The organism is Phenylobacterium sp. (assembly GCF_019636135.1).
In the GTDB taxonomy this organism is placed as follows: Bacteria; Pseudomonadota; Alphaproteobacteria; order Caulobacterales; family Caulobacteraceae; genus Phenylobacterium.
This window is the reverse complement of sequence record NZ_JAHBYD010000028.1, coordinates 17504-35064: the sequence shown is the minus strand read 5'-3', so window position 1 is coordinate 35064 and position 17561 is coordinate 17504. Positions and strand designations below refer to the sequence as shown.

18 protein-coding genes are annotated in these 17561 nt (G+C 70.8%); 17 read left to right on the top strand and 1 reads right to left on the bottom strand.

The features are described from left to right. Positions 1–55: 55 nt before the first annotated feature. The 11 genes from KF737_RS17760 to KF737_RS17710 all read left to right on the top strand — a co-directional run bounded on the left by KF737_RS17760 (position 56) and on the right by KF737_RS17710 (position 10038). A complete protein-coding gene (locus KF737_RS17760) occupies positions 56–475 on the top strand; it encodes a heme-binding protein (protein WP_296458016.1) in 420 nt (139 codons plus the stop codon). A 421-nt stretch (positions 476–896) separates the two neighbouring features. Further along, entirely contained in the window at positions 897–1532 is a 636-nt protein-coding gene (locus tag KF737_RS17755; RefSeq protein ID WP_296458013.1) for a carboxymuconolactone decarboxylase family protein, read from the top strand. A 92-nt stretch (positions 1533–1624) separates the two neighbouring features. After that, complete coding sequence (gene fghA, locus KF737_RS17750) at positions 1625–2458, top strand: S-formylglutathione hydrolase (RefSeq protein ID WP_296458007.1); 834 nt, start codon at positions 1625–1627, stop codon at positions 2456–2458. Between the two features lie 175 nt (positions 2459–2633). Beyond that, positions 2634–4331, top strand: a complete 1698-nt coding sequence (locus KF737_RS17745) for a GMC family oxidoreductase (protein WP_296458004.1) — start codon at positions 2634–2636, stop codon at positions 4329–4331. Then, complete coding sequence (locus tag KF737_RS17740; protein ID WP_296458002.1) at positions 4328–4945, top strand: gluconate 2-dehydrogenase subunit 3 family protein; 618 nt, start codon at positions 4328–4330, stop codon at positions 4943–4945. The genes KF737_RS17745 and KF737_RS17740 overlap by 4 nt, the downstream gene beginning before the upstream one ends. Before the next feature lie 10 nt (positions 4946–4955). Beyond that, the gene (locus KF737_RS17735) at positions 4956–5633 is read left to right on the top strand and encodes a DUF1080 domain-containing protein (protein WP_296458000.1); all 678 of its coding nucleotides are present in this window, start codon (positions 4956–4958) and stop codon (positions 5631–5633) included. An 83-nt stretch (positions 5634–5716) separates the two neighbouring features. Beyond that, positions 5717–6541, top strand: coding sequence for a formate dehydrogenase accessory sulfurtransferase FdhD (fdhD, locus tag KF737_RS17730; RefSeq protein ID WP_296457995.1), 825 nt, complete (start codon positions 5717–5719; stop codon positions 6539–6541). Beyond that, positions 6534–8795, top strand: a complete 2262-nt coding sequence (locus tag KF737_RS17725; protein WP_296457992.1) for an FdhF/YdeP family oxidoreductase — start codon at positions 6534–6536, stop codon at positions 8793–8795. The genes fdhD and KF737_RS17725 overlap by 8 nt, the downstream gene beginning before the upstream one ends. Before the next feature lie 74 nt (positions 8796–8869). Then, positions 8870–9373, top strand: coding sequence for an ATP-binding protein (locus KF737_RS17720; RefSeq protein WP_296457990.1), 504 nt, complete (start codon positions 8870–8872; stop codon positions 9371–9373). 84 nt (positions 9374–9457) lie between these two features. Next, positions 9458–9739, top strand: coding sequence for a type II toxin-antitoxin system ParD family antitoxin (locus tag KF737_RS17715; RefSeq protein WP_296457987.1), 282 nt, complete (start codon positions 9458–9460; stop codon positions 9737–9739). Next, positions 9736–10038 carry a type II toxin-antitoxin system RelE/ParE family toxin gene (locus tag KF737_RS17710; RefSeq protein ID WP_296457984.1) on the top strand — a complete coding sequence of 101 codons (303 nt, stop codon included), beginning with the start codon at positions 9736–9738 and terminating at the stop codon, positions 10036–10038. The genes KF737_RS17715 and KF737_RS17710 overlap by 4 nt, the downstream gene beginning before the upstream one ends. Here the strand turns inward: KF737_RS17710 and KF737_RS17705 are convergent. Next, the gene (locus KF737_RS17705; protein ID WP_296457981.1) at positions 10035–10664 is read right to left on the bottom strand and encodes a glutathione S-transferase family protein; all 630 of its coding nucleotides are present in this window, start codon (positions 10662–10664) and stop codon (positions 10035–10037) included. The genes KF737_RS17710 and KF737_RS17705 overlap by 4 nt on opposite strands. A 181-nt stretch (positions 10665–10845) precedes the next feature. Here KF737_RS17705 and KF737_RS17700 point away from each other — a divergent pair, with 181 nt between their 5' ends. The 6 genes from KF737_RS17700 (at position 10846) to KF737_RS17675 (ending at position 17517) form a co-directional block, all read left to right on the top strand. Continuing rightward, positions 10846–11058, top strand: coding sequence for a hypothetical protein (locus KF737_RS17700; RefSeq protein ID WP_296457978.1), 213 nt, complete (start codon positions 10846–10848; stop codon positions 11056–11058). A gap of 164 nt (positions 11059–11222) precedes the next feature. Then, entirely contained in the window at positions 11223–11906 is a 684-nt protein-coding gene (locus KF737_RS17695) for a response regulator transcription factor (RefSeq protein ID WP_296457977.1), read from the top strand. Between the two features lie 109 nt (positions 11907–12015). Then, the gene (locus KF737_RS17690; RefSeq protein WP_296457975.1) at positions 12016–13368 is read left to right on the top strand and encodes a HAMP domain-containing sensor histidine kinase; all 1353 of its coding nucleotides are present in this window, start codon (positions 12016–12018) and stop codon (positions 13366–13368) included. 91 nt (positions 13369–13459) lie between these two features. Further along, the gene (gene greA / locus KF737_RS17685; RefSeq protein ID WP_296457972.1) at positions 13460–13933 is read left to right on the top strand and encodes a transcription elongation factor GreA; all 474 of its coding nucleotides are present in this window, start codon (positions 13460–13462) and stop codon (positions 13931–13933) included. A 10-nt stretch (positions 13934–13943) separates the two neighbouring features. Further along, entirely contained in the window at positions 13944–14915 is a 972-nt protein-coding gene (locus tag KF737_RS17680; protein ID WP_296457969.1) for a mitochondrial fission ELM1 family protein, read from the top strand. Positions 14916–15048: 133 nt separating this feature from the next. Further along, the gene (locus tag KF737_RS17675; RefSeq protein ID WP_296457965.1) at positions 15049–17517 is read left to right on the top strand and encodes a calcium-binding protein; all 2469 of its coding nucleotides are present in this window, start codon (positions 15049–15051) and stop codon (positions 17515–17517) included. The last annotated feature ends 44 nt before the right edge of the window (positions 17518–17561 follow it).

Below are 17561 nucleotides of genomic sequence, written 5' to 3'. Positions count from 1 at the left end.
GCCGCTATCCTGCGTCCGCTAGAGCGGAAGCCAGTGAAACCGGGAGGAGCCGCCGATGGGCGCCAAGACGATCAGCAAGGCCTCGATCACCGCCGAGGCCGCACAAGCGGTGATCCGCGCCGCCGAGGCCAAGGCCGTCGAGATCGGCGTGCCGATGGTGATCGCCGTCGTCGACGAGTCGGGCGTGCTGAAGGCCTTCTCGCGCATGGACGGCGCGGCGCTGCTCAGCGTCGATATCGCCCAGGACAAGGCCTACACCGCCGCCGCCTTCGGCATCTCGACCGACACCTGGTTCAACTTCATCAAGGACGACCCGCCGCTGCTGCACGGCATCGTCAAGACGCCGCGCCTGATCGTGTTCGGCGGCGGCTATCCGCTGCAGGTCGACGGCGCGAACGTCGGCGGCATCGGCGTCAGCGGCGGCCACTACGAGCAGGACATGGTCGTCGCCCAGGCGGGCGTCGCGGCGCTCTAGCGCCGGACCCTGTTCGCTCGTCATCCCCCGGCTCGTCCGGGGGACCCACTGGGTTGTGCGCTCCAGGATTTCGCGCAGCATCGACGCTGCGGATCAGCACGAGTTCACGGCCCAATGGGTGGCCCGGACAAGCCGGGCCATGACGTTCGGGAGGAAGGTCGTGTCCCCAGGCGCCTCGATCCCGGAAAGGTCGGTTTCGGGCTCCATCGGCTCACACGGCGCAAGGCGCCCCTGCGGCTACGGCGCGTACTCCAGGAACCGGCCCCGGCGCTGCGTTGGAGCAAGAAAATTGTCACGCCCGGCAATCGGATTTGCCGCGACGCCCCACGCCAAACCAAATTGCCCGCGGGCCAAATATTTCTGCTTTGGCGGGGACATGGGCGGGTCACTAGCGTCAGGCTGAGAAGTCCAGGAGCACCCGATGCCGAGAATCAAACTCGTGCCGCGCGAAGAGGCCACAGCAGACGTCAAGGCGCTGTACGACCAGATTTTCGGCGCGACGCGCGATCCCGTCGCCGAACCGGGCACATCGACCGGCACGCCCGGCAACTGGTGGACCGCCTGGGCCAACGTCCCGGGCATTCTGAAGGCGTTCAGCGCGTTCCCGATGGCCGAGGCCTCGCTGGACCCGCACCTGCGCGAACTCGCCATCCTGCGCACCGGCTACGGCCGCGGCAGCCACTTCGTCTTCTCGCAGCACTGCAAGGCCGCCCGGCGGCTGGGCGTGCCGGAGGAGAAGATCGAGGCGGTGCCCTACTGGCAGGTGGTCGATCTCTACACCCCGACCGAGCGGGCCGTGCTGGCCTACGTCGACGGCCTGATCCTGCAGGACGGCCGGGTGCATGACCGGCTGTTCGAGATCCTGCGCAACCACCTCTCGGACGACCACATCCTGATGCTGAGCTACTTCGTCAGCATGTACAGCCTGCACGCCACGACCACGAAGGCGCTGCGGCTCGAATACGACGACGTGCCCGAGCGGGTGGTCGAGATCCCCGCGCCGGAAGGCGCGGCCGCCTCGCCGATCGTCCAGGACTGGAAGCGCTACGCCGAATAGGCGCTTCCCACTGCCCGATCATCGTCTGACCGGCTTGCCGCCGCGCCAGCCGCGTGCTTGACCCCGCGGGCTCAAGACCCACGGAGACCGGCGTGACCCTCGAGACCGTTTCGACGACGAAGGCCTTCGGCGGCGTCCAGGGCGTCTATCGCCACCAGAGCCGCGAGACGAAGACGCCGATGACGTTCTCGGTGTTCCTGCCGCCGCAGCCCGGGCCGCGGCCGGTGGTCTGGTACCTGTCCGGCCTCACCTGCACGCACGCCAATGTCACCGAGAAGGGCCACTTCCAGCGCCTCTGCGCCGAATTGGGCCTCATCTTCGTGGCCCCCGACACCAGCCCGCGCGGCGAAGGTGTCCCCGACGATACCGAGGGCGCCTACGACTTCGGCCTGGGCGCCGGGTTCTACGTGGACGCCACCGAGGCGCCGTGGGCTGCGAACTACCGGATGGAGAGCTACGTCGTCTCCGAGCTGCCCGGTGTGATCGCCGCCAACTTCCCGGCCGACATGGCTCGCCAGGGCCTGACCGGCCACTCCATGGGCGGCCACGGCGCGCTCACCCTGGCGCTGAAGAATCCGGGCCGCTGGAAGAGCGTCTCGGCCTTCGCGCCGATCGCCTCGCCCATGCGCTGCCCCTGGGGCGAGAAGGCGCTGGGCGGCTACCTCGGGCCCGACCGCGCCGCGTGGCGCCGCCATGACGCCACCGCCCTCATCGAGGACGGCGCGCGGCTGCCCGAGCTGCTGGTCGACCAGGGCGAGGCCGACAACTTCCTGCAGAACCAGCTCAAACCGGAACTGCTGGAAGCCGCCTGCCGCGACGCCGGCATCCCGCTGACGCTCCGCCGCCAGCCCGGCTACGACCACAGCTACTACTTCATCGCCTCCTTCATGGACGACCACCTGCGCTGGCACGCCGAGCGGCTGTGACTTCAACTTCTCCCTGATCGTCATCCCGCGACTTGTTCGCGGGATGACGAGCGTTGAAGGGGTGAGCGTCCGGCACATCCCTCAGGCCGCCCGGCCAGGCGGCGCCGCACGCCACCCTTCCCCACAGCGGCCAACCGAGCCTAGGCTGCCGTAACGAGATGCGGGGGAGGGAAGCGTGGCCGAGCCCTATGACGTGATCATCGTCGGCTCCGGGGCCGGCGGCGGGATGAGCGCCTACCACCTGACGAAATCGGGCCTGAAGGTCCTGATGCTGGAGGCCGGCCGCGACTACGACCCCGTCGCCGAGACCCCGATGTGGAACATCAACGCCGAGGCGCCGCTGCGCGGGGCCTCGACGCCGGACAAGCCCTTCGGCTTCTACGACGCCACCGTCGACGGCGGCTGGGAGGTGCCGAACGAGCCCTACACCGTCGCCGAGGGGTCGGAGGCGTTCACCTGGTGGCGCCCCCGCATGCTGGGCGGGCGGACGAACCACTGGGGCCGGATCTCGCTGCGCTTCGGCGAGCTCGACTTCAAGCCGCGGTCGCGCGACGGCCTGGGCTACGACTGGCCCCTCACCTACGCCGACCTCGCGCCGTGGTACGACAGGACCGAGAAGCTGATCGGGGTCTCGGGCGCCGCCCCGCCGCGCGGCCTGACCAACACGCCGGATTCGCCGCCCGGCTGCCTGATGCAGAACCCGCCGGCCCGCGCGTTCGAGACCTTCTACGCCCGCGGCTTCGAGGCCATGGGCATCCCGGTCGTGCCGATGCACGCCGCGGTGGTCACCCAGCCCATGGAAGGCCGCAACCAGTGCGTCTTCTCCACGCCCTGCGGCCGCGGCTGCGCGATCGGGGCGAATTTCCAGTCGACGACGGTGCTGATCCCGCCGGCCAGGGCGACCGGCAACCTGACGATCACCTGCAACGCCCTGGTCTACCAGGTCGACCTCGACGGCGCGGGCAAGGCCAAGGGCGTCACCTGGGTCGACCGCGTCACCGGCCAGCACCGCTCGGCGACCGCGCAGTCGGTCGTGCTGGCGGCGGGCTCGGGCGAGACGGCGCGCATCCTGCTCAACTCCAAGAGCCCGAAGTTCCCCGACGGCCTCTGCAACAACCACGGCATGGTCGGCCGCTACCTGATGGACTCGGTGGGCCTGAACGTCACCGCCCAGTTCCCGGCGCTGGAGGGCCTGCCGCCGACCAACGACGACGGCATGAGCGTCGAGCACCTCTACGTGCCGTGGTGGGGCTACGACAAACACAAGGCGCTGGGCTTCCCGCGCGGCTACCACATCGAACTCGGCGGCGGCCGCGGCATGCCCTCGATGGGCGCGGCCCGCGTGCTGGCCGACGACGACATGAGCGTGGGCGACGACCTGCGCGCCAACCTGCGCCGCCGCTACGGCAGCCTGATCAGCTTCAACGGCCGCGGGGAGATGATCCCGAACGACGACTGCTACTGCGAGCTGGACCCGAAGGTGAAGGACAAGTGGGGCATCCCGGTGCTGCGCTTCCACTGGAAGTGGGGCGAGAGCGAGACCCGGCAGGCGGCGCACATGACCACCACCTTCCTGGAGGTGATCGACAGGCTGGGCGGCAAGCCGCTGGGCACGCCCGAGCGTGACGGGCGCAAGTCCATCTCCAAGGGCGGCGAGATGATCCACGAGGTCGGCACCGCCCGCATGGGCGCGTCCGAGACGGACTCCGTGGTCAACGAGTACGGCCAGAGCTGGGCCGTGCCGAACCTGTTCGTCATGGACGGGGCGGTCCTCGTCTCCAGCCCCGACAAGAACCCGACCCTGTCGATCATCGCGCTGGCCTGGCGCTCGGCCGACAACCTGGCGAAGCTCGCGAAGGAGGGCGCACTGTGAGCGACGATCCGAAGCCTTACGTCCCGAAGATCGACCGCCGCACCGCCATCGCCTGGATCGGCGCGGTCGGCGCCGCCACGGGCGCGGGCGTGGTGGTCAGCGGCTGCGCGCCCGGCGAGAAGCCGGCCAAGGGCTACGGGACGGACCCGAACCTCGTGAAGCCCGCCAAGGCGCCCTGGCCGCGCCTCCTGTCGAAGACGGAACTGCAGGCCGCCGCGATCCTCTGCGACTTCATCCTGCCGGCCAGCGGGACCGCGCCGGCCGCCACCGCGCTCGGCGTGCCCGACTTCATCGACGAGTGGGTGAGCGCGCCCTATCCCGACCAGCTCAAGGACCGCCCGATCATCCGCGACGGCCTGAAGCCGCTGATCGAGGTGATGAGCGACGCAGGCCAGCGCACGGCCTGGCTGGCCGCCCTGCCCAAGGCCACGGACGAGGCGACGAAGGCCTTCTTCAGGCGCTTCCGCTACCTCGTGGTCGGCGCCTATTACACGACGCAGGAAGGCTTCAGGGACATCGGCTACATCGGCAACGAGAGCCGGGCGGCCGACCCCGGCCCGTCGGCCGAGGCGAAGGCCGCGGTCGAGCAGGCCTTGGTGAAACTCGGGCTCTGAAGGAGCGGTGATGAAGGCGTTCGCGTTCGGGGTGATGCTGGCCGTCCTGGCCACGGGAGCCCTTGCCCAGCCGATGAACACGCTCACCCCCGCCGAGAAGGAGGCCGGCTGGACGCTCCTGTTCGACGGCAGGACGACGGCCGGCTGGCGCGGCTTCAGGACCGCGGCGCCGGACTGGCATGTGGCCGACGGCGCGCTCAGCCCCGACCCCAAGAAATCCCGGGACATCATGACCCAGGCCACGTTCGGCGACTTCGACCTGGCCTTCGAGTGGAAGATCGGCCCGAAGGGCAACTCGGGCGTCATGTACCGCGTGACCGAGGACGGCGACGAGACCTACTGGAGCGGGCCCGAGTACCAGGTGCTCGACAACAGCCGCGGCGAGCCGCCGCGGCAGCGGGCCGGCGCCCTCTACGACCTCTACGCGCCGCAGGGCGCCGTAACCAAGCCGGTGGGCGAGTACAACCAGGGCCGCATCTTGATCGAGAAGGGCCATGTCGAGCACTGGCTGAACGGCGTGAAGGTGGTCGAGTACGACCTGGGCTCGGATGACTTCAAGGCCAAGGTCGCCGCCAGCAAGTTCAGGGCCTGGCCGATGTTCGGCAAGGGCGCGACCGGCCACATCGCGCTGCAGAACCACGGCGACGCCGTGGCCTACCGCAACATCAGGATCAGGCGGCTGGACTGACCTCCCCACCGATTGTCATCCCGGTCCTTGGCTTTGCCAAAACCGGGATGACAATCGGTGGGGTCGGTAAGAAGCTGCACCCCATGACCGCCCGCCCCCTGCCCTCGCCCGTGCAGCAAGCGCCCGCCCGCGCCTGGCGCGCGGACGGCATGCGCGACATCGCCCGCGGCGTACCCGCCGAGACGGCCGTGGCGCTGTCGTTCGACGGCGAGCCCTATGCCGTGCTGATGGCGACCCCGCGCGACGTCACGGACCTCGCCATCGGCTTCACGGTGAGCGAAGGAGTCGCCGCCTTCGCCCGCATCCGCGACGTGGCCGTCGAGGTCCACGACCTGGGCGTCACCGCCGACGTCCGCCTGGACGGCGCCGTCGCCGCGCCCCGGGGCCGCTCCATCGAAGGCCGCACGGGCTGCGGGCTCTGCGGGGTGGAGCGGCTGGAGGAGGCGATGCGGCCGACGCCCCGCGTCGCCGGCGCCCCGACGTTCGACGCCGAGGCGATCCGGCGGGCCGTCGCCGCGCTCGACGACGCCCAGCCGCTGGGCCGCGAGACCCGCGCCACCCACGCCGCCGCCTTCGCCGCGCCGGACGGGACCCTCGGCCTCGTGCGCGAGGATGTCGGCCGCCACAACGCGCTCGACAAGCTGGGCGGCGCCCTGCTCGCCGCGGCGGCGGACCCGGCCGAAGGCTTCGTCGTGGTCACCAGCCGCTGCTCGTTCGAGATGGTCGAGAAGACCGCCCGCTTCGGAGCGCCCATGATCGTGGCGATCTCGGCGCCCACCGCGCTCGCGATCCAGCGCGCCGAAGCCGCCGGCGTCACGCTGGTGGCGCTGGCCCGCGCCGACGGCCACACCGTCTTCAGCCGCGCCGAGCGCGTGGCGCCCGACGCCCGCGAGACCGCCCATGTCTGAGCGCAAGATTCCCGGAGTCCACCGCTACGACCAGCCCGCCGGCGGCTGGGGCGCCCTGAAGGCCGTGGGCGAGGCGCTGGCGGGGCAGCACACCGTCCTCGAAGGCGGCCGCACGCTGATGCGCGCCAACAAGCCCGAGGGCTTCGACTGCCCCGGGTGCGCCTGGCCCGACCCGAAGCACACCTCGTCGTTCGAGTTCTGCGAGAACGGCGCGAAGGCCGTGGCCTGGGAGGCCACCAGCAAGCGCGCCACGCCCGAGCTGATCTCGGCCCATACGCTGGCCGAGCTCAGGACCTGGAGCGACCACGTCATCGAGGACGCCGGCCGCCTCACCCACCCGCTGGCCTACGACGCGGCCTCCGACCGCTACCTGCCGATCGCCTGGGACGCCGCCTTCGAACGCATCGCCGCGGCGCTGAAGGCGCTCGACCATCCGGACCAGGCCGAGTTCTACGCCTCGGGCCGCGCGTCCAACGAAGCGGCGTTCCTCTACCAGCTCCTGGGCCGGCGCGTCGGCACCAACAACTTCCCCGACTGCTCCAACATGTGCCACGAGCCCACCAGCGTCGGCCTGCCGGAGCAGATCGGCCTGGGGAAGGGCTCGGTCAGCCTGGAGGACTTCGACCACGCCGACCTGATCCTGTCGTTCGGCCACAACCCCGGCACCAACCATCCGCGGATGATGGCGACGCTGCGCGACGTGGCCCGCCGCGGGGCGCCGATCCTGGTGTTCAATCCGCTGAAGGAACGCGCGCTCGAACGCTTCGCCTCGCCGCAGAGCCCGGTGCAGATGGCGACGCTGTCGTCCACGCCCATCGCCTCGGCCTACTATCAGGTCGCGGTCGGCGGCGACGTGGCGCTGGTGCAGGGCATGATGAAGGCGATCGTCGCCTGGGACGCGCTGGATCATGCCTTCATCGCCGAGCACACGACGGGATTCGACGCGCTCAAGGCCCAGCTCGACGGGCTCGACTGGGCGTCGATCGAGGCGCGCTCGGGCCTCACGCGCGCCGGGATCGAGGGCGCCGCGCGGACCTATGCCGGGGCCAATGCGGTCATCCTCTGCTACGGCATGGGGCTGACCCAGCATCTGAACGCCACCTTCGCCGTGCAGCAGCTCGTCAACCTGCTCCTCCTGCGCGGCAACATCGGCCGGCCCGGCGCCGGCATCTGCCCGCTGCGCGGCCACTCCAACGTCCAGGGCAACCGCACCGTCGGCATCTGGGAGAAGCCCGGCGCGGCCTTCCTCGACGGCATGGACCGCACCTTCGGCTTCGCCTCGCCGCGGGCGCACGGCCACACCGTCGTCGAGACCATCGCCGCCATGGAGCGCGGCGAGGTGCGGGTCTTCATGGGCCTGGGCGGCAACTTCGCCGTCGCCGCGCCGGACCCGGCGCGCACCCATGCCGCCATGCGCAAGGTCGGCCTGACCGTCCATGTCGCCACCAAGCTGAACCGCACCCACCTGCTGCCGGGCGCGGAAAGCCTCGTCCTGCCCTGCCTCGGCCGCACCGAGATCGACGAGCAGGCGGGCGGGCGCCAGGCGGTGACGGTCGAGGACTCCATGTCGATGGTCCACGCCTCGAAGGGCCTGAACCCGCCGGCCTCGCCCGACCTGAAGTCCGAGGTGGCCATCGTCTGCGAGATCGGCAAGGCGCTGTTCGGCGCCACGGACCCCGTCGACTGGGACGCCCTCTCAGCCGACTACGACCGCATCCGCGACCTGATCGAAGCGGTCCTCCCCGACACCTTCGCCGGCTACAACGACCGCATCCGGGTTCCCGGCGGCTTCCGCCTGCCCTTGCCGACCGCCGAGCGGGTCTGGAACACCGCCAGCGGCAAGGCGGGCCTGCTGCCGCACCCCGAGGACGGCCACGATCTGCGCCGCGGCGATCCCGACGTCCTGATCCTCACCACCCTGCGCAGCCACGACCAGTACAACACCACCGTCTACGGCCTGGACGACCGCTACCGCGGCGTGTTCGGCCGCCGCGACGTGGTCTTCGTCCATCCGGACGACCTCGCCGCCCGCGGCGTCGCATCGGGCGACCGGATCGACCTCGTCGCCGCCTTCGACGACGGCGACGGCGCCCGCGCCGTCCGCGGCTTCACGGCCGTCGCCCGCGACATCCCCCGCGGCTGCGTGGCCGCTTACTATCCCGAGACCAACGGCCTCGTGGCCCTGGCCGACCACGACCGGCGCAGCGGCACCCCCGCCTACAAATCGGTTCCGGTGCGGCTGGCCCCGAGCTGACCGGGAACCGCGTCAGGCCGAAGCCGGCGCCGCTCCCGGTGGCTATATCCATGGCGTCGAGCTAGATCGCGGCCATGACGTCTCCCGCGACCCTGCATGCGATCTTCGGCCCCTCCGGCGCCGGCAAGACGACCTACGCCCACGCGTTCGCGCGCCGGGAAGGCGCCGTGGCCTTCATCCTCGACGAGTGGATGGCGCGCCTCTTCGCGCCCGACATGCCCGACCCCATCGAATACGACTGGATGATCGAGCGGGTGCAGCGCTGCGAGACCCAGATCTGGTCGACCGCGGCCGGCGTCCTGGCGACCGGTACGCCGGTGATCCTCGACATCGGCCTGATGCGCCGCGCCGACCGCGATCGGGTGCGCGAGATCGCGGAGGCCGCCGGTCTGCCGCTGCAGTTCCACTTCGTCACCGCCAGCCCGGACGTGCGCCGGGCCCGGGTGGCCGAACGCAACGTCGTGCGCGGCGAGAACTTCGCCATCGAGGTCACGCCCGACATGTTCGAGTTCGTCGAAGGCGTCTTCGAGACCCCCGGTCCGGCCGAGCTCGAAGGCGCGATCATCAGCGAAAGTTGAGACGAAGGGGGCGAGATGCCGGGCCGCCGGATTTGAAGTCGACCGGCCCGTGCGGTATGAAGGTGTCACACCGGAGCGGATCGCATGGCAAACGTCCAGAAGCGCACCTTCAGCCTCGCCGAGGAGCAGGCCGAATACATCGACGCCAAGGTCGCTTCCGGCGACTACGCCTCGGCCAGCGAGGTCGTCCGCGACGGCCTCAGGGCCCTCAAGGAGCGCGACGCGGCCATCGAACGCTGGCTGCGCGAGGAGGTCGCGCCCGAGTACGATGCGATGATGGCCGATCCGTCGCGTGGGATTCCCGTGGAGCAAGCGTTTGCTGAAATTCGCGCCCGCCTGGAAGCGCGTCGTAAAGACGGGAGATGATCCGCCGCAAGGTGGTCCTGCGCCTGCGTGCGCAGAAGGACCTAGACGAAATCGCCCAATGGATCGCCGACGAAGCATCGGTGGACGTCGCTGTGAACTATGTCCGGCGCGTCGAGGATTACATCTCTCGGCTGGACGTCGGTTCGCATCGAGGGACCCTGCGCAACGAGATCAGGCCAGGCCTACGGACCGTTGGCTTCGAGGGACGCCTGACCATCGCGTTCCTCGTCGAGGAAACGACGGTCTCCGTCGTCCGCATCTTCCGCGCAGGCCGGAACTGGTCCGAGGCCTTCGACTAGCCCCGCTGGAACAGGTCCGGCGGCCAGGTGGCGTCGGCGGCGCGCTGGTAGGCGTCGCGGGCGGTGAGGCGGTGGTTGTAGTCCACCAGCGCCGGGTGCTCGGGCAGCACCTTGCGGAACATCAGGAAGCTGACCGCCCCGCCCAGCACCACGTCCGCGGCGGAGAACGCCTCGCCCAGCAGGTGCTCGCGCCCGTCGAGCGCGCCGATCAGCACCTGCACCATATCGTCGAAGGTCCCGAAGCTGTGGGAATAGCCCGGCAGGTCGATGTCGCTCGCGTGCAGGGACGCAACAGGGTCGACCACCGCGCTCGCGAACACCATCCACTTGAGGTAGGCGCCGCGCTTCGGATCCTCGATCCGCGGCGCGAGACCGCCATAGCTGTAGCGGTCGGCCAGGTAGATGGCGATGGCGGGGTTCTCGCTCACCACCGCCTCGCCGTCGGTCAGCGTGGGCACCTTCCCGGCCGGGTTCAGCTTCAGGTACCAGGGCGCCTTCTGCTCGCCCTTGCGGATGTCGACGGTCCGCACGTCGAAGGGGACGCCCAGTTCCTCCAGCATCCAGTAGGCGACGAAGGCCCGGCTGGCCGGCGAGTGGTAGAGGGTGATCCCGCGCTTCGCGGCCATGGCGCTCTCCTGCATATTCTTCAAGCAAAGGTCCTGAGCCTTCGACGGTTCAAGCGAACCGCCGAAGGCTCAGGGGCCAACCTTACAGATTTGCGAGGCGGCGGTCAGAACAGCGCCAGCCCGTCCGGGTCAGATGTCCCCAGCCGCCGCCAGGGCGGACGTGAAGGGAGACCCCCAACCCATGCGCAAGATCCTCATCTCCTCGGCGCTGGTCCTGTCGCTGTGCGGCGGCGCCCAGGCTCTGGCCGCCACCAAGTCCACGCCTGCGACGGCGCAGCCCGCCGCCGCGGCCGCCGCCGATTCGAAGGCCTCCGACTGCGCCAAGCAGTGGAAGGCCGAGAAGAAGCACACCCAGACCCGCAAGGCCTTCATGGCCGCCTGCGCGAAGGGCTGATCGCCATCTGACGACGAGACTTTCTCTTGGCCGGCCGCATCTTGCGTTTGTGTGCGGAGCACCGGCTGAGGGGGGCGGCGGCGGGCGCATCGCGTCCCCCATCCGGGCGCCCGCCGCTTTTTCGTCCCACCGGGACGCCGGCCAGCCGAACTTGAGGAGCCGCCATGGGCGCGAAGATCCTCGTGGTGGAGGACGACGGCGGGACCGCCGAGTCCCTCCTGAACGGCCTGCGCCAGGAGGGCTACACCGTCGAGCACGTGGCCGACGGCCGCGACGCCCTCTACCTCGCCAGCTCCGCCGATTTCGACGCCGTGATCCTCGACCGGATGCTGCCCGGCATGGACGGCCTCTCCGTGGTCAAGGCGCTGCGCGCCGCCGACGTACACACGCCGCTGATCATCCTCTCCGCGCTCGGCCAGTTGGACGAGCGGGTGCGCGGCCTTCGGGCCGGGGGGGACGACTATCTCGCCAAGCCGTTCGCCTTCTCCGAGCTGTCGGCCCGCCTCGCGGCGATGCTGCGCCGGCCGGCGACGCGGCAGGAGGTCGTCAGCCTGGCCTGCGGCGACCTCGCGATGGATCTCCTGACCCGCCGCGTCACCCGCGCCGGCCGCCGGCTCGACCTCCTGCCCCGCGAGTTCAAGCTGCTGGAGCACCTGCTGCGCCACAAGGACCGCGTGGTGACCCGCACCATGATGCTGGAGGAGCTCTGGGACTATCGCTTCGACCCGCACACCAGCCTGATCGACACCCACGTCAGCCGCCTGCGCAAGAAGATCGACGAGGGTTTCGAGACGCCGCTGCTGCATACCGTGCGCGGCTCGGGCTACCGCCTCTCCACGCACCCGTGAGCGCCTTCAGCAAGAGTGGAGACCGCTTTTGCGCCCGGAAGGCGCTCCCTTCTCTTGCTCGTCGCGCCTCCCGGGCGGCGAACCGCCTTCCACCTCGCCGGGAGGCGCGATGAGGCTGAGGCCCTGGATCTGGCCCGCGGTGGCCGCGCTGGTGGCGTTGGCCGCCGTCGTCCTCGGGCTCCTGCTGGTCGACCGCGCCGGCGAGCGGGCGATCGCGCGCCAGCAGACGGCCATGGCCACCTCGGCCCGCGACTACTTCGTGGCCTTCGCCCGGGACGAGGGCGTGCGGGGGTTGGCCAAGGCGCTGAACCGCCAGGCGCGGGTGGGCTCCGCCGACGGCTTCCGCTACGCCCTGGAGGACGAGCGCGGCCGCATGCTGGCCGGCGCCGACGTGGTGAGTTCCCTGGACGCGCCCGACACCGGCTGGCGCACGGTGGTCGAGCCGGACTCCTCGCCCCGGAAGCTCTGGCATGTGCTCGCCCAGCCGCTGGGCGGCGGCTACACGCTCATCGTCGCCGAGGACCTGTCGGCCCGCGACACCCTGCGCGACGCCGTGTTCCGGGGCTCGGCGCTGGCGGTGCTGCTCACCGCGCTCGGCGCCGCAGCGGGCGGCTTCGGCCTCAACGCCATGCTGCTGCGCCGCACGCGCGCCATCGCCCACACCGCCGAGCGGATCGCCGGCGGCGACCTCTCGGCCCGCGCCCCCGTCCACCACAAGGGCGACGTCTTCGACGACCTCGGCGCGGCCGTGAACCACATGCTGACCCGCATCGAGGAGCTGATGACCGGCATGCGCACCGTCACCGACTCCATCGCCCACGACCTGCGCTCGCCGCTGACGCGGATGAAGGGCGCGCTCTCCCGCGCCGCCGACCCCGAGGCGCCGCCCAGCCTGCGCGCCCAGGCCATCGGTGACGCCCAGGCCGAGGCCGACCAGGTGCTCGCGACGCTGAACGCCCTCCTCGACATCGCCCACGCCGAGAGCGGCCTCTCGCGCGAGAACATGCGGCGCGTCGATCTGGCGGGCCTGGTGCTGGACCTCGCCGAGCTGTTCGAGCCGGTCCTCGAGGACGCCGGCCAGACCCTGGTGGCCGAAGCCCCGCAGACGCCGGTGCTGGCCCGCGTGCATCCGGCCCTCCTGCGGCAAGCCGTCGGCAACCTGCTGCACAATGCCGTGATCCATGCGGGGCCCGGCGCGACGGTGAAGGTGTGCGTCGAGGAATCGGGCCTCGGCCGCGCGCGGGTGGTCGTCGCCGACGACGGCCCCGGCGTGCCCAGCGACCAGCTCGGCCGGGTGCAGGAGCGGTTCGTGCGTCTGGAAGCCGCCCGGACCACGTCCGGATCCGGCTTGGGGCTTGCGCTCGTGGCGGCTTGCGCCAAGCTTCATGGCGGGCGGCTGGTGTTGGGCGACAATCGCCCCGGGCTGGTCGCGGCGCTGGAGCTGACCGATCCGCGATCTTGATTTTTGCGGCGCACAATTCTAATGTCTCTGCCCCCGGGGCGCGTGCGCCCGCGGCCGGGTTGGGGATAACCAAGGCGAACTTCGAGTCCCGATGGAAAAAGTTCCGATGACCGCCGAGGGCTACAAGGCTCTCGACGAAGACCTGAAGCGTTTGAAGACGATCGAGCGGCCCGCCGTGATCGCGGCCATCTCGGAAGCCCGCGCGCACGGCGACCTTTCGGAGAACGCCGAGTACCATGCCGCCAAGGAGCGGCAGGGCTGGATCGAGGGCACGATCGCCGACATCGAGGACAAGATGGCCCGCGCGCAGGTCATCGACGTGTCCAAGCTGTCCGGCAGCCAGGTGAAGTTCGGCGCCACCGTCTCGGTGGTCGACGAGGACACCGAGGAAGAGGCCCGCTACCAGATCGTCGGCGAGCACGAGGCCGACGTGAAGCGTGGCCGCGTCTCCATCACCTCGCCGATCGCGCGCGCGATCATCGGCAAGGAGACCGGCGACGTGGTGGAAGTGATCACCCCCAGCGGCGCGAAGGCCTACGAGATCACCAAGGTGGAGTGGGTCTGACCCGCTCCCGATGGCCGAAGGCGGGCGTCCCTTACGGATCTGGGCCGTCTCCGACGGACGCGCCGGCATCGAGGCCCAGGCCCTGGGCCTCGCCGAGGCGGTGGCGCGCATCCGCCCCGCCCTCATCACGCCCAAGCGGATCGGCTGGTCCCATGGCCTCGGCCGCCTGCCCTGGCGGCTGATCCCCCCCGGCGCGCAGGCGGGCGACCCCGTCGGGCCACCCTACCCGGATATCTGGATCGCTGCCGGCCGCGCGACCCTGCCGCTTTCGACCCGCATGCTGAAGCGCGCCGCCGGCAAGACCTTCGTCGTGCAGACCCAGGACCCGAAGGCGCCCCTGGACCGCTTCGACCTGGTCATCCCGCCCGAGCACGACCAGCTCTCGGGCCCCAATGTCTTCCCGATCCTGGGCGCGCCCAACCGCATCACGCCCGAGCGCCTCGCCGTCGAGCACGCCAGGTTCGCCGAGCAGTTGGACGCCCTGCCCCGCCCGCGCGTGGCCGTGATCGTCGGCGGCAGGTCCAGGGCGCACGACCTGCCGCGCGGCAAGGCGGCCGAAATGGCGGCCGGTATCGCGCGATCCGTTAACGCGGCCGGCGGCTCCGTGATGGTCAGCTTCACCCGGCGCACGCCCGCGCCCGCGCGCGAGGCCATGACCGCCACGCTGGCCGGCCTGCCCGGCGTGATCTGGGACGGGACGGGCGAAAACCCCTACTTCGCGTACCTCGCCGCGGCCGACGCGATCCTCGTCACGGAAGACTCCACGAACCTCGCCACGGACGCGGCCGCGACGGGGCGGCCGATCTTTGTTCTTCCGATGCAAGGACATAGCGCCAAGCTTGCCCGCTTCCACGCCGAACTGGCGCGGCGCGGCGTCGCGGCGCCCTTCGTCGGCGACCTGACATCGGCGCCCTATCCGCCGCTGGTGGAGACCGACCGGGCGGCGCGCGAACTGTTGCGCCGATACGACGGGTCGCCCTGATCACGGCGCCATGCCCGCCCTGAGGCAATGGTTTCTTGCCGGAGCGGCCCGTCTCGGTAACCTTAGCTAAGGAATTGTAGATACGATCCCGGCCTAGGGACACCAACCTGATTCGTTTTTTGGGGGCCGCACAGTGGCGACGTTCTTCTTCGAGACCATGACGCCTGCCGAGGCGCTCGGCTACCAGTTTGCCACCGACCAGATCGTCTTCACGACCGCGGGGCTCTCGGCCGCGCAGGTGGCGGTGATCTTCGTCCCCTTCACGGTGAACTCGCCCGACTACATCACCCTGAACGCGCCCTTCAAGGCCCTGACCTTCAACGATCCCGGCGGCCTGCGCCAGGGCGGCCTCAGCGAATCCGACTTCGTGTTCCCGGACAGTTCGATGCTGTTCGTCGGGACTATCGGCGACGACACCCGGCTGGGCACCGCGGCGGCGGACGGCCTCTACGGCGGCGCCGGCAACGACACCCTCGACGGCGGCGACGGCAACGACGTGCTGCAGGGCAACCAGGGTGACGACATCCTGATCGGCGGCGACGGCCTCGACGTGATCTACGGCGGCCGCGACAACGACACGATCAGCACCGGCGCGGGCGGCACGGTCGACCTGCGGCAGTTCGCCCAGGGCAACCTCGGCGACGACAGCATCCTCGGCGGTTCGGGCGCCGACCTCCTCCTCGGCGGCCAGGGCAACGACACGATCAGCGGCGGCGGCGGCGCCGATTTCATGCTGGGCAACCTCGGCGACGACAGCATCCTGGGCGGTGCGGGCTCCGATGTCCTGCAGGGCCAGGAGGGTAACGACACCCTCGACGGCGGCGGCGCAGGCGCCGACTCGCTCGACGGCGGCGACGGCGCCGACAGCATCGTCGGCGGCACGGGCAACGACACCATCGACGGCGGCGCCGGCGACGACACCATCACGACGGGCGCGGGCGCCAACATCGTCCTCGCCGGGGCCGGCAACGACAGCGTCGTGGGCGGCACGGGCGCCGACAGCATCTCGGGCGGCGAAGGCAACAACACCCTGCAGGGCGGCGCCGGCGCCAACACCATCACGGCCGGCAGCGGCGCGGACTCCATCACCGCGGGCGCCGACAACGACCTGATCGACTCGGGCGCCGGCAACGACACCATCGTCGACACCGGCGGCGACAACACGATCAACGCGGGCGCCGGCGACGACCGGGTGACGTCCGGCGCGGGCGACGACCTCATCAACACCGACGCCGGCGACGACACGATCAATGCCGGCGGCGGCATGGACACGATCAACGCCGGCTCGGGCAACAACATCATCATGATGGGCGGCGGCGGCGGTTCGGTCACGGCCGGTTCGGGGGCCGACACGGTCTCCGGCGCCGGGCTGAGCACCGTCTACGTCATGGGCGCGGGCGCCGACATGGTCACCTCGGGCGCCGGCAACGACGTCGCCGACCTGGGCGACGGCGACGACACCTTCGTCGGCGGCGGCGGCAACGACAGCGTCAACGGCGGCGCGGGCAGCGACGTCATCACCACCACGGGCGGCAACGACACCATCGCCGCGGGCGAAGGGGAGAACGTCGTCGATGCGGGCGCCGGCAACAACAGCGTCACGGCGGGCGGCGGCAACGACGTCATCACCACCGGCGCGGGCAACGACACCATCAGCGGCGGGGCCGGCAGCGACACCATCGTTTCGGGCGCGGGCCTCGACATCATCTTCGGCGGCGCCGGCGACGACAGCATCACCTTCACCGGCCGGGGCTCGGTGACGGGCGACCTCGGCAACGACACCATCGACGGCTCGGCCAGCTCGATCGACAGCATCCTCGACGGCGGGGCCGGCAACGACAGCATCACCTCGGGCACGGGCAGCGACACCATCAACGCCGGCGCGGGCGACGACACCGTCACCGACGCGGGCGGCGACAACATCGTCAACGGCCAGGGCGGCAACGACCAGGTCACGACGGGCGCCGGCAACGACGTCATCACGATGGGGACCGGCAACGACACCGTCGATGCGGGCGACGGCAACAACACCGTCTCCGGCGGCGGCGGCGCCGACCAGATCACCACCGGCGCCGGCAACGACAACATCACCACCGGCGCCGGCAACGACACGATCAGCGCCGGCGCCGGCGCCGACGTGATCAACGCCGGGGGCGGGGCCAATTCCGTCGACGGCGGCGGCGGCGCCGACACCATCGTCTGCGGCAGCGGAAACGACACGATCACGGGCGGCGCCGGAGCCGACCTGTTCACCGGCGGCGGCGGCAGCAACCTCTACGTGATCGGCGCCGGCGACACGGGCATAACCGAAGCCGCGGCCGATCGCGTCACCGACTTCACCAGCGCGGATAGCTTCGACTTCGGGCAAGGCGCCGGCAGCGGCGCGAACTACTTCGAAGGCGCGGCCGGCGGGGCCAACGACTTTGCCGCCGCGCTCGCCGCCGCCGACACCGCCCTCGACGGCACGGTGATCTACGCCGCGATCAGCTACGCCGGCGGCGTGGCTCTCTTCGTCGACCTGGACGCGGACGGCTCCGCCGACCAGGCGATCCTGCTGGTGGGCCGCGCGCTCACGAACATCAGCGAAGCCAACATCGTCTAGCCGACCGGACGATTCGGACTGCGAGGGCCGCTCCTCACGGGGCG

What these genes read in the sequence shown, in the direction of transcription:
- KF737_RS17760 (WP_296458016.1), top strand. Translation starts at nt 56, where the DNA reads ATGGGCGCCAAGACGATCAGCAAGGCCTCGATCACCGCCGAGGCCGCA.
- KF737_RS17755 (WP_296458013.1), top strand. Translation starts at nt 897, where the DNA reads ATGCCGAGAATCAAACTCGTGCCGCGCGAAGAGGCCACAGCAGACGTC.
- KF737_RS17735 (WP_296458000.1), top strand. Translation starts at nt 4,956, where the DNA reads ATGAAGGCGTTCGCGTTCGGGGTGATGCTGGCCGTCCTGGCCACGGGA.
- fdhD (WP_296457995.1), top strand. Translation starts at nt 5,717, where the DNA reads ATGACCGCCCGCCCCCTGCCCTCGCCCGTGCAGCAAGCGCCCGCCCGC.
- KF737_RS17725 (WP_296457992.1), top strand. Translation starts at nt 6,534, where the DNA reads ATGTCTGAGCGCAAGATTCCCGGAGTCCACCGCTACGACCAGCCCGCC.
- KF737_RS17720 (WP_296457990.1), top strand. Translation starts at nt 8,870, where the DNA reads ATGACGTCTCCCGCGACCCTGCATGCGATCTTCGGCCCCTCCGGCGCC.
- KF737_RS17715 (WP_296457987.1), top strand. Translation starts at nt 9,458, where the DNA reads ATGGCAAACGTCCAGAAGCGCACCTTCAGCCTCGCCGAGGAGCAGGCC.
- KF737_RS17710 (WP_296457984.1), top strand. Translation starts at nt 9,736, where the DNA reads ATGATCCGCCGCAAGGTGGTCCTGCGCCTGCGTGCGCAGAAGGACCTA.
- KF737_RS17705 (WP_296457981.1), bottom strand. Translation starts at nt 10,664, where the DNA reads ATGGCCGCGAAGCGCGGGATCACCCTCTACCACTCGCCGGCCAGCCGG.
- KF737_RS17700 (WP_296457978.1), top strand. Translation starts at nt 10,846, where the DNA reads ATGCGCAAGATCCTCATCTCCTCGGCGCTGGTCCTGTCGCTGTGCGGC.
- KF737_RS17695 (WP_296457977.1), top strand. Translation starts at nt 11,223, where the DNA reads ATGGGCGCGAAGATCCTCGTGGTGGAGGACGACGGCGGGACCGCCGAG.
- KF737_RS17690 (WP_296457975.1), top strand. Translation starts at nt 12,016, where the DNA reads ATGAGGCTGAGGCCCTGGATCTGGCCCGCGGTGGCCGCGCTGGTGGCG.
- greA (WP_296457972.1), top strand. Translation starts at nt 13,460, where the DNA reads ATGGAAAAAGTTCCGATGACCGCCGAGGGCTACAAGGCTCTCGACGAA.
- KF737_RS17680 (WP_296457969.1), top strand. Translation starts at nt 13,944, where the DNA reads ATGGCCGAAGGCGGGCGTCCCTTACGGATCTGGGCCGTCTCCGACGGA.